Annotated in this window: 14 protein-coding genes; 3 read left to right on the forward strand and 11 right to left on the reverse strand. The window is 71.7% G+C overall.

The annotated features are described in order from the left end of the window. Positions 1-987: 987 nt before the first annotated feature. The 3 genes from MY526_RS03135 to MY526_RS03145 form a co-directional block, all read right to left on the reverse strand. Positions 988-1,167, reverse strand: coding sequence for a hypothetical protein (locus MY526_RS03135; RefSeq protein WP_436695492.1), 180 nt, complete (start codon positions 1,165-1,167; stop codon positions 988-990). 331 nt (positions 1,168-1,498) lie between these two features. Next, complete coding sequence (locus MY526_RS03140; protein ID WP_436695491.1) at positions 1,499-1,666, reverse strand: hypothetical protein; 168 nt, start codon at positions 1,664-1,666, stop codon at positions 1,499-1,501. Continuing rightward, positions 1,663-1,869 (reverse strand): hypothetical protein, encoded by a 207-nt coding sequence (locus MY526_RS03145; protein ID WP_436695490.1) that lies wholly within the window; start codon positions 1,867-1,869, stop codon positions 1,663-1,665. The genes MY526_RS03140 and MY526_RS03145 overlap by 4 nt, the downstream gene beginning before the upstream one ends. 646 nt (positions 1,870-2,515) lie before the next feature. Here MY526_RS03145 and MY526_RS03150 point away from each other — a divergent pair. Then, a complete protein-coding gene (locus MY526_RS03150; RefSeq protein WP_436695489.1) occupies positions 2,516-2,842 on the forward strand; it encodes a PGPGW domain-containing protein in 327 nt (108 codons plus the stop codon). A gap of 464 nt (positions 2,843-3,306) precedes the next feature. Here MY526_RS03150 and MY526_RS03155 read toward each other — a convergent pair whose 3' ends face one another. From MY526_RS03155 to MY526_RS03175, 5 genes are all read right to left on the reverse strand, one after another. Further along, complete coding sequence (locus MY526_RS03155) at positions 3,307-4,026, reverse strand: IS30 family transposase (RefSeq protein WP_436703228.1); 720 nt, start codon at positions 4,024-4,026, stop codon at positions 3,307-3,309. Then, positions 3,909-4,424: a helix-turn-helix domain-containing protein gene (locus MY526_RS03160; protein WP_436703229.1), complete on the reverse strand. Its 516-nt coding sequence runs from the start codon at positions 4,422-4,424 to the stop codon at positions 3,909-3,911. The genes MY526_RS03155 and MY526_RS03160 overlap by 118 nt, the downstream gene beginning before the upstream one ends. A 1,559-nt stretch (positions 4,425-5,983) precedes the next feature. After that, positions 5,984-7,126: an iron-containing alcohol dehydrogenase gene (locus MY526_RS03165; RefSeq protein WP_436703230.1), complete on the reverse strand. Its 1,143-nt coding sequence runs from the start codon at positions 7,124-7,126 to the stop codon at positions 5,984-5,986. Beyond that, positions 7,123-7,452, reverse strand: coding sequence for an antibiotic biosynthesis monooxygenase (locus MY526_RS03170; RefSeq protein WP_436703231.1), 330 nt, complete (start codon positions 7,450-7,452; stop codon positions 7,123-7,125). The genes MY526_RS03165 and MY526_RS03170 overlap by 4 nt, the downstream gene beginning before the upstream one ends. Positions 7,453-7,486: 34 nt before the next feature. Continuing rightward, positions 7,487-7,735 (reverse strand): transposase, encoded by a 249-nt coding sequence (locus tag MY526_RS03175; RefSeq protein ID WP_436703232.1) that lies wholly within the window; start codon positions 7,733-7,735, stop codon positions 7,487-7,489. 283 nt (positions 7,736-8,018) lie between these two features. Here MY526_RS03175 and MY526_RS03180 point away from each other — a divergent pair, with 283 nt between their 5' ends. Next, on the forward strand, positions 8,019-9,248 hold the full coding sequence (locus MY526_RS03180) for an acyltransferase family protein (protein ID WP_436695484.1): 1,230 nt from the start codon (positions 8,019-8,021) through the stop codon (positions 9,246-9,248). 245 nt (positions 9,249-9,493) lie between these two features. On the opposite strand, the gene MY526_RS03185 is transcribed toward MY526_RS03180, so the two are convergent. The 3 genes from MY526_RS03185 to MY526_RS03195 all read right to left on the reverse strand — a co-directional run bounded on the left by MY526_RS03185 (position 9,494) and on the right by MY526_RS03195 (position 12,101). Next, the gene (locus MY526_RS03185; RefSeq protein WP_436695483.1) at positions 9,494-10,702 is read right to left on the reverse strand and encodes a cytochrome P450; all 1,209 of its coding nucleotides are present in this window, start codon (positions 10,700-10,702) and stop codon (positions 9,494-9,496) included. 77 nt (positions 10,703-10,779) lie between these two features. After that, positions 10,780-11,526, reverse strand: a complete 747-nt coding sequence (locus tag MY526_RS03190; RefSeq protein ID WP_436695482.1) for a maleylpyruvate isomerase family mycothiol-dependent enzyme — start codon at positions 11,524-11,526, stop codon at positions 10,780-10,782. After that, positions 11,523-12,101 carry a TetR/AcrR family transcriptional regulator gene (locus tag MY526_RS03195; protein WP_436703233.1) on the reverse strand — a complete coding sequence of 193 codons (579 nt, stop codon included), beginning with the start codon at positions 12,099-12,101 and terminating at the stop codon, positions 11,523-11,525. Before MY526_RS03195 ends, MY526_RS03190 begins: the two co-directional genes overlap by 4 nt. A 449-nt stretch (positions 12,102-12,550) precedes the next feature. On the opposite strand from MY526_RS03195, the gene MY526_RS03200 reads away from it, so the two are divergent. Beyond that, positions 12,551-12,985 carry a hypothetical protein gene (locus tag MY526_RS03200; RefSeq protein ID WP_436703234.1) on the forward strand — a complete coding sequence of 145 codons (435 nt, stop codon included), beginning with the start codon at positions 12,551-12,553 and terminating at the stop codon, positions 12,983-12,985. Positions 12,986-13,131 lie beyond the last annotated feature (146 nt).

Raw genomic sequence — 13,131 nt, forward strand, 5'->3', positions numbered from 1 at the left:
AGCAGATGGCCGTGCAGTTCGGCTACGAGTACGCCGAGGACGGTTCCGAACGCCCCCACGACCAGTGGCGGTTCGCGCCCGGCGACTTCTCGTCACGCATCCCGACCTCGACTACACGCTGGTCGCCCTGGCCGAGCGCGAGGGCACCACGCCGGGATCGCGGTACGGACACATCCCGCTGTTCGCGAAGACCGGCGAGGCGGATCGGCGAGGTGCTCAACGTCATCCGCCACCCGGCGGGTGACGCAACGGGTGAGCATCCGCTCCCACCGCATGGTCACCGAGGACGACCTCTGGGTGCGCTACGAGAGCGACACCCGAGAGGGCTCGTCGGGGCACCTGTCTTCAACGACCAGTAGGAGCTGGGCGCGCTGAACCACGGCGAGGTGACCGCGACCGACGCCGAGGGCTTCGAGCTGGCCCGCAACGGGCAGCGCTGGACCGAGGCATGGGCGAGGAGGCCCTGGCCTACACCGGCAACGAGGGTGCGCGCGTCAGCAGGATCGTCCGCAGCCCCCGGGCTGCCGAACTCCCGCAGCGGTACCGGGAACTCGCGGCCGGGATGGCCGCCCTCACGTCCAGCCTCGAGAGGATGACCGTGGCTAGCGGAACGGAACCGGGCGACGTCGTCGCCGTCGAGCGCGCGGAGATCGGCGCCCTCTGCATGGCGGCCCTCGCCGACCTCGCCTGGCCGACCTCGCTGGCACGGGCGGACTCGTGGAGCCGGGCACAAGGGCCCGCGAGCGTTCGCGGCTGGCTTCCGAACGTCTCCAGTCCTTCCCCGGTGACGCTGCTGGGTGCTGCGGTCCTGCGCTGGTCCCTGCCCGACTTGGCAGCGAACGCGAGAGCTCGAAGAGCGGCTGCACGCCGCCGGGCCATCGAACCTGGGACCGCCCTACCCCAGTTGCCTCATCGGGAGGTCCGACGCATCTGGAAGACCATGCAGGTCAGAGGTGACGATGACGGGACATACCAGGCCGGGAGGGTTCACGTCGCCGGCCGGAAGTCGCAGCCGTCGGCGTGCCCCGCCGGGGAGTGGCAGATCCGGCCCTTGGCCAGGTCGGTGGTGCCGCAGTTGCCGGCAGCCGCGGTCGGCTGGTCGATGCAGGCGTTGTGCAGGTCCAGCCGGTCGCGGTCGGCGTTCGGCAGTCGCGGGTCTCGGGTCACGGCGTGCTCCTTGAGTCAGGCGGATCGGGGGGCGTGCGGGGCCGGCGCGGCCGGAGAGGGGGCACATGCGGGGCGCCCAGGGGCGTAGACGGGCTGCGGATCGGACGGCTGGCGAGCATCGCTGCCCTCGTCCCCGGGGGTCGCGGTGCTGTCTGTGCGCCATGTGCCCTCGGGGGCCGCGTCGGCGCGCCGCCGGCTGTAGTGGGCGGAAGGGGATGTCGAGTGGGAGACGTCTCGGCCCACCGGGTGCGACGGACAGGTGCGATCCACCCGGTCGCCGTCCACCCGGGGGTGCCGGGTGGACGCGGACCGGGGGCGGGACGCGCCCGGGTCACCGCGGCTGGAAGCCGCCCTCGGAGTCCCACGCCGCGATGGCGAGCGTCCCCCGTCGATCAGGAGCAGTCCGCCCGCGTGCCGGAGCGGTCCGCCGGCGGCGGTCGGGCGGCACGGCCGGCGGCGCCTCGGGGTGCGGCCGGCGGATGGTGCGGATCGTGGTCACGGCCGGCGTCCCCGGGCGCGGGCGAGCCTGCGCAGCTGGACGATCCGCACGGAACCGAAGCCGAACACGATCAACCCGCCCAGGAGGGCAGCGACCACCAGGGCGAGCCCCAGCGGCGCGCCGCCGGAGAAGCCGAGGAAGCTGACCGTGGTCTCCCGGAGATTCTGGAAGACGAACACGAGCATGATCACCAGCGCGATCATCGCCGGGATCAGGCCGAGCCACAGGTGTCGCGGCCGGCGCCCGGGCTCGGTTGCGCGAGCAGGAACCGCAGGAGCAGAGGGCGTCCTCGGCGGGACGAAGACCTGAGGAGCGCCATTGCGCGTAGGTGCCTGGGTTGGTCCCATCAGGGACCGCCGATCTCCCTCCGCCAGCGGAGGGGCTGGACGCCGAACTGGCGTCGAACACAAAGCTACGCGCATCCCAGGGGCACCAAGACATTTCCCGGCGGGCGATCCGAATCGGTTTCACACCAGTCGTCCGGCGGAAGATCCCGGACACCCGGCCGAACTGCGCTCACCGAAGTCAGCCGTGCGGCTTCCGTTCCGGGTGTCCCGGATTCTCTCGCCCCTGGAAGAGGCCGAGCAGCGCCGCATCACGCGTAGCATGGTGCTCCGGTCCTCTTCGCGCACCGGCCCCCGCCGCCGATGCCGGACCGGAAGTCTTCCGACCGCCGCCGGCCAGCCGGTGGAGTCAGGCCCGTGAGTCATGGCCGCTTCGGCGCCGCCGACGGCATCGATCACCCGCGCCGAGCCGAGCATCCCCACAGCCCCGGCCCCGCCCGGCGGGTCGGCACAGTCACTCCCGTCCGGTCCGCCGTCGTGGCGGAGCCGGCTCCGCCGGCGGTCAGTGCTGGGGCCGCTCTGGCGGGGGGCTGTCTTCCTGGCCGGACTCCTCTGCATCCTCGCCGGAGTCGTCCTGACCGTGCTCCCCGGTCCGCTCACCATCCCCCCGATCCTGCTGGGGCTGTACGTGTGGTCCACCGAGTTCACCTGGGCCCATCGACTCTTCGGCGTCTTCCGGACCAAGGCCCGGCAGGCGTGGAAACACGCTCGTCGGCACCCGGTCCGTGCCGGTGCCCTCACCCTCGGCGGTCTGCTCCTGGCGGCCGTGGCGATGTGGTCAGTGGGGCACTTCCACCTGGTGGCCCGGATGGGCGATGTGTTCACCTCCTGACACGGCTCGAGGCGGCCGCTTGACGCTCAGGTGGCGGCTCGAAAGCCGTACGCGCGCGTCAGGCGCGCATGGCGTCCGAAGACGTCGAGACCACGGAGGAACCGCCGCCAGACGCCGGCCGGGTGGGCCCAGGTGCTCTTTGCTTCAGGTCAGCGGGCGGCTGTGTCCGTCGGCATACGGCTGACTACGCCGTTGTCCGAACCACGTCGCTGTGAAGTTGCGAGAGGTCCCGACGCGATCCTCCACACCGGTGAGAACCCGACCGCGGCGGACGCCTGAGTAAGGCGGCCCGGCCGAGCCGGCTGCTTGGCTGGCTGAGCCTGACCCCCGGGCCAATTCAGCAAGACCGCGGTGGCTGAGCCCGGCTTCATCCCTTGAGCGTGTCGGCGGCGCCTGAAAACTGACCCCCTGGCGGCAGGCGGGTTCCAGGGTGGATTCGCGTGGTCGTCGCAACGATGACGCCGTCACTGTGCCAGTGCGGCCTCCATCGCGCGGGTGGGGCTGAGCCAGTCGAGGCGCTTGCGCGGGCGCTCGTTGAGTCGTCGCTCGACGGCCCTCAGGTCCGCGGCCGAGAAACGGCGCAGGTCGCTGCCCTTGGGGAAGTACTGGCGGAGTAGGCCGTTGGTGTTCTCGTTCGTGCCGCGCAGCCACGGGCTGCCGGGATGGGCGAAGAAGATGCCGTCGGCGAAGTACTCGGCGAGCAGGTCGTGCTGGGCCATCTCCGAGCCCTGATCCCAGGTCAACGTCTGCCGCGCCTGCGCGGGCAGGTCCCGCAGAACCGGCAGAAGTCCACGACGGAGCTGCTCGGCCCGGTGCCCATCGGGCAGGTGCACCAGCCGCAGGTAGCCGGTGAGGCGGTCGACCAGGGTGCCGATCGCCGAGCGGCTCATCCGGCCGACGATCAGATCGCCCTCCCAGTCTCCGACCCGGGTCCGGGCCTCGACCACGGCGGGGCGTCGGTCGATCAACTGGGCCGGTGCGAGGAATCTCGGCGTGCGGGCGGTGCTGCTGCGCCGGCGCTTGCGCAACGGCCGGCCGGTCCGCAGCTTCCTGGTCAACGTCCTGCTCAGACCGCCTTTTCCGCCGTGGAACAGTGCCTGGTAGATCGTCTCGTGGCACAGGTGCCAGGCCGGCCGGTCGGGATAGATCTCCGCAGGTGCGCGGCGATCTGCGCCGGGCTCCACTCCTCCTCGAGCTTGCCCTGGATCAGCTGGCGGAGCTCAGGCTCGCGGCTGAGCAGCGGGCGCCGCGGCCGGCGAGCCCGCTTCCGGGCGCGGGCGTGCGCCAGGTCGCCGTCGTAGATGCCACGGTCGTGCGGCCGCAGGTTGCGCCGCAACTCGCGACTGATCGTGGACGGTGACCGCCCCAGTCGGCGGGCGATCTCCCGCACAGCAAGATCGCGCCCGCGCAGGCTGGCAATCCGCTGCCGTTCCAGCAGCGACAGGAACCGAGTCGAGCGAGCCGACTCCGCCAGTCGCGCCGGCGGGAGCCCCCCGTTCTCCGCACGCCACCGGTAGCCGGTCTTGCGGGTGATGCCCACGGCCTCGCACGCGGCAACCGTCCCCACGCCGGTCTGCAGCAACCTCCAGTACTCGCACTCAAGATCAAGCTGACGCTTCCGGCCCCTTCGTCCCACCTGCACACCCCTCGCCTACCAGGAGTGTTGCGACAAGTACTGGAACCCGCCTGCCGCCAGGGGGTCAGACTTCGGCCGCCGTTGACAGAGCGCGCCGATGGCTACCTGGCGAACAATGAATTGGCGGTCCGGTGAGGCCCCTTTCTGAATTGGCGGCACCAGCCGCTGCGGACGCCGGTACCGACCCCGGAGCCATCACCGCAGGAAGAGAGGAACGATCGGGGCAGCAGCGGCGTACGGTCGGTACCAGCGCGTTGCACAGTCGGCGCGTGTTCGCGGGGCCTCCGCCGAGGTCGCCACCCCGGTGCCCAGCATCGGAGTCGACCCATGCCCAATCCTGACGCGCCCCGTAACGAGCCCGCCCGCGGCTCGAACAGCTGGTCAGCATGTCACTGCAGCAGCACTCGATGGAGTCCGTGCTGCAGGCGGTCGCAGACCTGAGCAAGAAGGTCATACCCGGGAACCCCGAGACGTCGGTGTTCATGAAGGAGAGCCACCGGAGGGTGTCCACCGTGGCCTCCACCGGTCAGCTCGCCCGCGACCTCGACGAGGCGCAGATCTCCGAGGACCAGGGACCTGCCTGCACGCGGCCGCCACCGGCGAACTCACCGAGGTCCCCGATACCCGCACCCAGACCCGCTGGGCGGACTAGCACAGCGCTCACTCGCCCGATGACCTGCCGCCGTGGGTCCGGCTCGAGGACCTGCTGGCGTCCTCCCGGCGACACCTGCGGGCCGCCGCCAAGGCGCCGCGCACCATGGAGCTCTACAGCCAATCCGTCCGGTACTTCGGCCGCTGGCTGACCGACCGCGGCCGGGAGCCGGTGCTCGACGAGCTGACCCGGCACGCCATCTCCGCCTGGCTCGCCGAGCATGCCGAGACCGCCGAGCCCTCCACGGTCGGCACCCGACTGCTGCTCGACACCGGCGTGCGGGTGTCGGAGCTGTGCGGGATCGCAGTGACCGACATCGACCTGGACCGGGGAGCTGGCCTACGTCACCGGCAAGGGCTCACGTCCCCGGGTGGTGCCGTTCGGCGCGAAGACCGCCCGGGCCGTCGACCGCTACCTCCGCGAGCACGCGCTGCGTCCCTACGCCCGCTCGACGCGGCTGCTGCTCCGCCAGCGCGGCCCGGATGACCCCCGACGGCGCCTGCGACGTTTCCCACACGCGCGCCCCGCAGGCCGGCATCGCCGACGTCCACCCGAATTGGTTCGGCACACCTTCGCCCACCGCTGGCTGGCCGGCGGCGGTCAGGAACGAAACCTGATCATGCTGGCCGGCTGGCGGTCGGACGACATGCTGTCCCGGTACGCCCCATCCCACGGCCATGGCAGCGAACACGAGAGATCGAACAGCGACTGCACGCTGCGGGGCCATCGACCCTGGGACCGCACCTACCCGCAGCGAACCTCTCATGGTCCGCACCGGCGCGTTCGCTGCGCATCGACCACAGGGATCGCCGCCGATGCCAGGCCGGACGGAAGACGGCTGCCTTTGGGGTCACTACGCTGCGTGGAGCACCCCGACCAACTCCTCCGGGGTGAGCCGCACAGGATTGCCCTGCATGCTGCTGGAGCGCGCCGCCTTCTCGGCGACTTCGGCGTGCTGCGCCGGCCGCAGGCCCACGGCCGCCAGGGGCGGCACGTCCAGCGCGGAGACGGTTTCGTGCAGCCAGGTCACGGCGTCCTCGACGGTGGCGTCGTCTCGTCCGGTCAGCAGTCGGGCGACCTCCGCGTAGCGGCGCAGCCCGGCCGAGCCCGGCTCACGCGCGCGCAGCGCTCGCAGGTTCGCCTCGACCACCGGTGCCAGGAGGGCGGCGCAGACCGCGCCGTGGGGTGCGTCCACCATGCCGCCGACGACGCCCGCGACGCCGTGCACCGCCCCCAGCTTGGCGTTGGCCAGCGCGATGCCGCCGAAGAGGCTGCACAGCGCCATCTCCACCCGGGCCTCGCGGTCCTCACCGTGGTCGTAGGCGGGTCGCAGTGCCCGGGCACCGCGCCGCAGCCCCTCGGCCGCGATGGCGTCGGTCGCCGGGCTGCCCCGCGGTGAGACGTAGGGTTCCAGGCACTGGGTCAGCGCATCGAGCCCGCTGCTGGCCGTCACCGGCGGCGAGCAGGTGAGCGTGAGCAGCGGGTCCACAAGGGCGACCGCAGCCAGCAGATGTGGGCTGCGGATGCTCGCCTTGAGGCCGTGTTCCGGCGAGCTGAGCACGGCGTTGGCGGTCGCCTCGGCACCGGTGCCCGCCGTGGTGGGCACCGCGACGTACGGCACGCCGGGGCGCTCGACGGGCATCCCGCGGCCGACGACCTCCAGATGGTCGACCGGATCGGTGCCGTTGCCGAGCAGCACCGCGACCGCCTTGCCCAGATCCAGCACGCTGCCCCCACCGATCGCGACGACCACGTCGGCGTCGGCGCTGCGCGCCTCGCCGGTCGCGACACGGACGTCGCCGACCGTAGGCTCGTGCGGGACGGTGACCAGGGTGACCGGGTCGACATCGCCCAGCAGGTGGCGGTGACGTGCCGGGTTCGCCCCCGTGCACAGCAGCACTCTCTGCCCCAGGCCGAGAAGCAGCCCGGGGAGCTCGTCGGCGCGGCCCGAGCCGAACAGCACCCGCCGCGGTACGGCCAGGTCGAAGGTGCTCACCAGCCGTCGTCTCCAGGAAAGACAGCGGTGAAGCGCGTCGAGGTGCGTGGCTCGGCCATCATCCCGGCGACCGCGTCGCGCCAGCGGGCGTAGTGCGCCGTCTGCTTGTGCGCGTCGGCCGCGGACTGGTCCACGTACACCTCGTTGAGGACCACGTGCGCGGCGTCGGCCTCGTCGTGCAACACGTCGAAGCGGCGGACGCCGGACTCCTGCAGGGAGGCCGACGCGTTGTGCCGGGTCTCCTCCAGGAACGCCTCGAGGTCCTCCGGCCTGACCCGCACGTGTACATGAACGACGAGCATGAGGCCCCCCTGGCGCCGTCGCATCGGTGACGCCCCAGGCTCCGGGACGTGCAGCCGGTCATCCTCCACCCACCGACGCGATCCGGAGGACCAGCCCCGAGCCTCCGGTGCACGTGCCAGTGCGCTCGTAGGCGGTCTGCCACGGCCCGAACTGCTCGGGCTCTTCCTGCCCCCGTGAGCCGGTGCGGTACTTCCAGGCGATCGCCTCGTTCACCTGCCGGTGACCGCACCACCGCCCGCCACGCCGACCGGACGATACCGGCAGCAACGGCTCAATCCAGGCCCACGCCTCATCGGAGACCACCATTCGATGCTGTCGCACTGCCCGACGCGTGCCGCTCCTGACCGCCACGATCCGTCAGACACGCCTCAGTCGTACTCGGCGACGAACTCGACGTCCGCTCGCCGGGGGCGGACGTCGTTGCACCCGCAGGCCCCGCGGGCTCCCCCCACTCATGTCCGTTGTGCTCGACGAGCACCGTCGTGGAGCGTCGTGGAGCGGTTCTCGAGCAGTCGTTCGGTTCCCCTTCCCGGCGGCGTCCACTGGTGAGAGCGTGCGTCCACCGACTGCGCGAGTGGGCGGAGGCTCGATGACGGCGGCCGGAGCTCGATCCTCCGAGGAACTCGATCGCTGGCCGATGCTGGACGTGGCGCGGGCCGCCGTCGTGGCTGGCCTCATCTTCTTTCACGCGGCACTGGTCTTCGACACGGCCGACGACTTCTACGTCAAGAACGACCGCACTGCTGACCTCACCCCGTTCGCCGCGCCGGTCGTGCTGTGGGCCATGCCGCTCCTCTTCCTGGCCGCGGGCGTGGGCGCGTGGCACTCGTGGACCCGCTGGGGAACGCGCGGCTACCTGCACCGGCGCCTGCGCCGGCTCCTGCTCCCCCTCGTGGCCGGGACCGTGCTGCTCGTTCCGCTCCCCGTCTGGCTCCGGTTGCGCGCCGACCCGTCCTACGCCGAGTCCTACGCGGTCTTCTACCCCGGCTTCTTCCGGGTGCGGTGGGACTGGTCGGAGTTTCCCTTCGCCCTTCAACCCGCCCCCGACGGCCGGTACTTCGAGACCGGCCACCTGTGGTTCCTGGTCCTCCTGCTGGTCTACTCGGGGCTGATCCTGCCGCTGCTGTGGTGGCTCGGCGCCGACCGCGGCCGGAGAGCGGCTCAGTGGCTGGCGACCGCGGCCGGAACGCCGGCAACGACGCTGATCCCTGCGGTGATCATGGCAGCGGTGACGGCGGTGCTGGGCCTCGACGAGGGGATCGCAGCCTGGAACCCCCTCGCCTACCTGATGTTCTTCGTCGCCGGCGTGCTGGTGGCGGCCGATGGCCGCCTCCGAGACGCCATCCGCCGGGATGCCCGCCTGGCCGGGCTGGTCGCCTGCGCCGCCTTCCTCCTCAGTGCCGCGATTCTGGTGCTCGTCACCGCGCCGGGCGCCGATCCCTTGCTCGACCGGAACTGGACCAGCCTCGCCGGACGAGCCGCGTTCGGGGTCGCCGGATGGTGCGCCACACTGGCGATCGCCGGTGCACTCGCCCAGCGCCCTCGCGACATCGGCGTCGGCGGGCCGGCAACCTCCAGCTCGAAGCGGCTGAAGGCGACCGGGTACGTCGGAAAGGCCGTACTCCCGTGGTATGTGCTCCACCAGCCGGTCGTCGTGGTGGTGGCCTTCTTCGTCGTCTCCTGGGACCTCGGGCCGGTGGCCAAGTACGTGATCATCTGCGCCGCCTCCGTGGTGGTCACGCTTGCCTGTTACGACCTGCTGGTCCGCCGGACGGCCGTGACCCGGGCCTTGTTCGCGGGAGAAACTCCCCGAGGTTGAGATCAACCCGGCCTCGGGTGGGTCGCGAGGGGCGGCGACGTCCACCGAGCGGGAGGGGAACCCCGCCTGCTGGTTCCGGTGCTGCCGGACCGTCGGCATGTGCGCTCTTGTCTGTGAGCGGGAGCCGCTGACCGGGCCGGCTCGTCCGCAGCGCCCCCCCGCCGTCGGCGGCATCGGCGGCCCGGCTTGCCAGAGCGGCCGGCGAGGAAGCGCAGTCAGCTACCGGCCCATCCCCCGCGTCTCGGTCACCACGCCACCGGCAGCCTGGTCACGCCGTGGATGATGCCGGGGGCCCGTAGCTGCACCTCGGCGGGTGGGTGGGCCAACCGCAGCCCGGGGAATCGGCGCAGCAGGGCCGGGAAGGCGATCCGCATCTCCGCTCTGGCCAGCGGCGCACCGAGACAGTGGTGGACCCCGTGACCGAAGGCGACGTGCCCGACGGCGCCGCGGGTCAGGTCGAGGACGTCGGGATCGGGCACCAGCCTCGGATCACGATTGGCGGCGGGTGGGCACGGCAGCACCATCTCCCCCGCGTCGATCCACTGGCCGGCGATCTCCACGGGCTCGGTGGTGATGCGCACTGTGGTGTTGTTGACGATGCTGAGCCAGCGCAGGAGTTCCTCGACGCCGGCGTCGACGTGTTCGGGCCGATCCCGCATGACCCGCAGCTGGTCGGGATGGCGGAGCAGGGCCAGCGTGCCCAGGGCGAGCATGCTGGTGGTGGTCTCGAAGCCGGCGAGGAGCATCAGGTGACTGATGGCGGCCAGTTCATCGGTGGTGAGCTCGTCCCCGTGCTCGCGGGCCAGCGCGGCCAGCATCCGCCCGCCCGGGTCAGTGCGGGCGCGGGTCGCCAGGCCGGCCATGTAATCGCGGACCTGACGGAAGGACGCCGTCCGCTCCTTCGGAGACAGCGTCAGGTCGAGCGGACGCCTCGTGAGCCGCTGGAAGTGGGCCCGGTCCTGGTCGGGCACTCCGAGGAGTTCGCAGATCACCAGTGACGGGATCGGCAGGGCGAAGGCCTGCACCAGGTCCGTGGGAGGCCCGGCGCGATCCATCGCGTCCAGGTGGTTCTCGACGATGTGCGCGATCCACGGCTGCAGCCGGCGCACCTGGTGCACCGTGAACGCAGGACTGAGCATCTTGCGCAGCCGGGTGTGCTCGGGCGGGTCGTGGGAGAGCAGGTCGCCGGCGCGCTCCCGGTAGACGTCCTCGTCGCTGATGTCCTCGTCGGCGAGGCGGCGGGAGAAGTCCGGCGGGAGCCCCATGCTGAACCGCTGAGCATCGGACAGCACCCGCCGGACGTCCGCGTGCCGCATCACCAACCAGGCGTCACAGCCGAACGGCGTGCTCACGCGCGCGATCCCCGCCTGCTCCCGCAGGCGGGCGAGACCTGGATCCGGGTCGAACTCGCCGCACCGACGCTGGAACGCCGCCGCGATGGTCGCCTCGGTCATGACCGCCTCCTCTTCGCCGAGGTCAGGAACTCGTCGCCAGGGTCAGGGAAGAGACCGTGCGCGATCGACGGCGCCGGTCAGTGCGGAGAACGGGATGCCCGAGCGGATCGCGGCCCGGGTGCGGGAGTCGCCGGGGGCTGTGTAGGCGGGGGCGCCGAGAAGCGGGCGGCGAGGGCGGCGGCGCCGGGACCGCTCAGCTGGGGCAGGGCGGCGATGCGACCGGTGCACACCAGGAGAAGCGCGGCCATGGGGCCGAGGACCTGCGGGCCCTCACCCGCGGACCAGGACGTGTCGGTGGCGGTCAGCCGGAACCCGGCCACCCTGCGGGTGACGGGAGGCGGCGGCGGCCAGCGCATGGACAGCACCCGGTTCGCGGCGACCGCCGCGGCCTGCGGAGGCATGTCGTGGCGGCGGCCGAGGGGGATGGCGATGTCCTGAGCGTGGACGAGGATGTCGATGAGCGTCTCCAGGTGGGTGACGCCCAGGGTGTGGCGCCGCGAGCCGACCATGCCGCGGATCTCGGCGACGATCTGCTCGGTCGGCACGGCGGCAGCGCGCCGGCAGGCGATGTGCTGGATGGTGCGGTCCATGCTGCCGCGCCACTGGGCCATCGTCGCCAGCAGGTCGCGGAACCCGAGCTGTTGCAGGGTCAGGTGCGCGGCGACGTCCCGCACCGTCCAGCCCGTGCACAGCGACGGTCGCCGCCACTGCTCGCCGGACAGGTCGTCGAGCAGGTCGGCCAGACTGCGGCGCTGCGCGTCGATGACCTGCCAGACCTGGTCGGAGTCCGTGACGGCTGAGCGGGATGGCTGACCGTGGGTCATGACTGGATCTCCGCAGAACGTGGGCGGACGACGGCATTGACCAGCGCTGCGATCTGCGGGTACGGGTCGAACGCCGGGTCGGGGATGGCCAGTTCGTGAAGGACGATCCCGGTCCAGTGATTCATGATCATCGGCGCGTCGCGCTCGGGATCGGTGGAGCCGGCGATGCGCAGCCAGTTCATGAACCACGCGTTGACCCGGGCACCGGTCGCCAACAACTGTGCGCGCAGTGACGGGTGGATGCCGGCCTCCACCAGGATGGCGTACCGGGCCAGGGTCAGTGTCCGGTGCGGCCCGGTCGCCGCCTGCGCGAACACCGCCATCGCTCGGGCGAACTCCTCCGGCGTGACGGGGTACATCGTCGTCGCGAGAGTCTCCCAGTTGGCCCGCTCCCGGGCGGCGAACCGCTCCACCACCGCGTTGAGCAGGGCATCGCGGGTGCGGAAGTGGTTGGAAGTGGACCCGGGCGGCCGGCCCGCGGCGGCGTCCACCGCGCGGTGGGTCAGGCCGTGCATCCCGGACCGGCCGAGCACGGAGATCGCGGCGTCGAGGAGTTCCTCGCGGCGACTACCCACGGCGGTAACACTACGCTCGTTGTGACCGGCGCCACAAGAGTAGTTCCGAACACTACGATGGCGGCGTCTCGAGTTGACGCCAGACGACATCGGTGCGGTGCGGCGTCCGCAGCACGCCGAGCGGTCGGTGCGGCGTCGGCGCCCACACGTTCGCTCCGAGGTCTCCGTACTTGATCATCGCGCTACACGCTGGGCCCATCGGCACGACGGCGGCCCCAGCGGAGCCGCCCGGCCGGGAGGCCCTGGCGCCGGCTCCCTCACGCGAGGCGGGCGTGGCGTGGATGCCTTCGCGGCCTCCCCCTCGTTGCCGCCCATTCGTGCGGAACTCGGCGGCGATGCCGGCGCGGGACCGCAGACCCGCTTCGCGCAGCACGCAGCCGACGTGGCGGCCATGGTTCACGACCGTCCAGCGCGTCTGCGTCCGAGCCGTCGCCAGGAGAGGAGGATCGATGACCACCGCTCGCCGCACCGTCACCGTGCTGTTCCTCGCCTGCGTCATCGTGCTCGGCAGCTCGGTAGCGGCGTCGTCGGCATTCATGGACAGCGCGCCGACCGGGAGCGTCTTGATCACCACCGACACGATCGCGACGCCGACCGGTGTCACGGCGACGAGGGCCGGCTGCTCCAACTCCCGTTGGATGGACGTGACCGTGGCCTGGCAGCCCAGCACCTCGGTCCGGATCAGCGGTTACCAGATCAAGGACTACCGGGACGACGGGCGCGTCTACACCTTCGCCAGTAGCGCCGCCGGCTCCACGTCATCGACGGTGACCACAGACAAGCGAGAGGGCGCCCCGACCACGTACACGTTCACGGTCACCACGTCCACCAGCTACGGCTGGACCAGCACCGAGTCCCAGCGGTCAGGCTCGATCACCTGCTGAGCCGCCGTCCCGGTCAGGTCTCAGAGATGCCAGACAAGCGGACCAGTCGCCGCAGCACGCGCGCCACCATCGTGACCGGCGCTAGCTGATAGCCGTTGACCCCGTCCGTGCGGGAGCGTCCAGATGACGTTTCCGCAGAGGACGGG

The sequence above is a fragment of the Geodermatophilus sp. CPCC 205761 genome (assembly GCF_051383655.1).
GTDB lineage: Bacteria > Actinomycetota > Actinomycetes > Mycobacteriales > Geodermatophilaceae > Geodermatophilus.

What these genes read in the sequence shown, in the direction of transcription:
- MY526_RS03190 (WP_436695482.1), bottom strand. Translation starts at nt 11,526, where the DNA reads ATGACCCACGGTCAGCCATCCCGCTCAGCCGTCACGGACTCCGACCAG.
- MY526_RS03185 (WP_436695483.1), bottom strand. Translation starts at nt 10,702, where the DNA reads ATGACCGAGGCGACCATCGCGGCGGCGTTCCAGCGTCGGTGCGGCGAG.
- MY526_RS03145 (WP_436695490.1), bottom strand. Translation starts at nt 1,869, where the DNA reads ATGATCGCGCTGGTGATCATGCTCGTGTTCGTCTTCCAGAATCTCCGG.
- MY526_RS03200 (WP_436703234.1), top strand. Translation starts at nt 12,551, where the DNA reads ATGACCACCGCTCGCCGCACCGTCACCGTGCTGTTCCTCGCCTGCGTC.
- MY526_RS03175 (WP_436703232.1), bottom strand. Translation starts at nt 7,735, where the DNA reads ATGGTGGTCTCCGATGAGGCGTGGGCCTGGATTGAGCCGTTGCTGCCG.
- MY526_RS03180 (WP_436695484.1), top strand. Translation starts at nt 8,019, where the DNA reads ATGACGGCGGCCGGAGCTCGATCCTCCGAGGAACTCGATCGCTGGCCG.
- MY526_RS03170 (WP_436703231.1), bottom strand. Translation starts at nt 7,452, where the DNA reads ATGCGACGGCGCCAGGGGGGCCTCATGCTCGTCGTTCATGTACACGTG.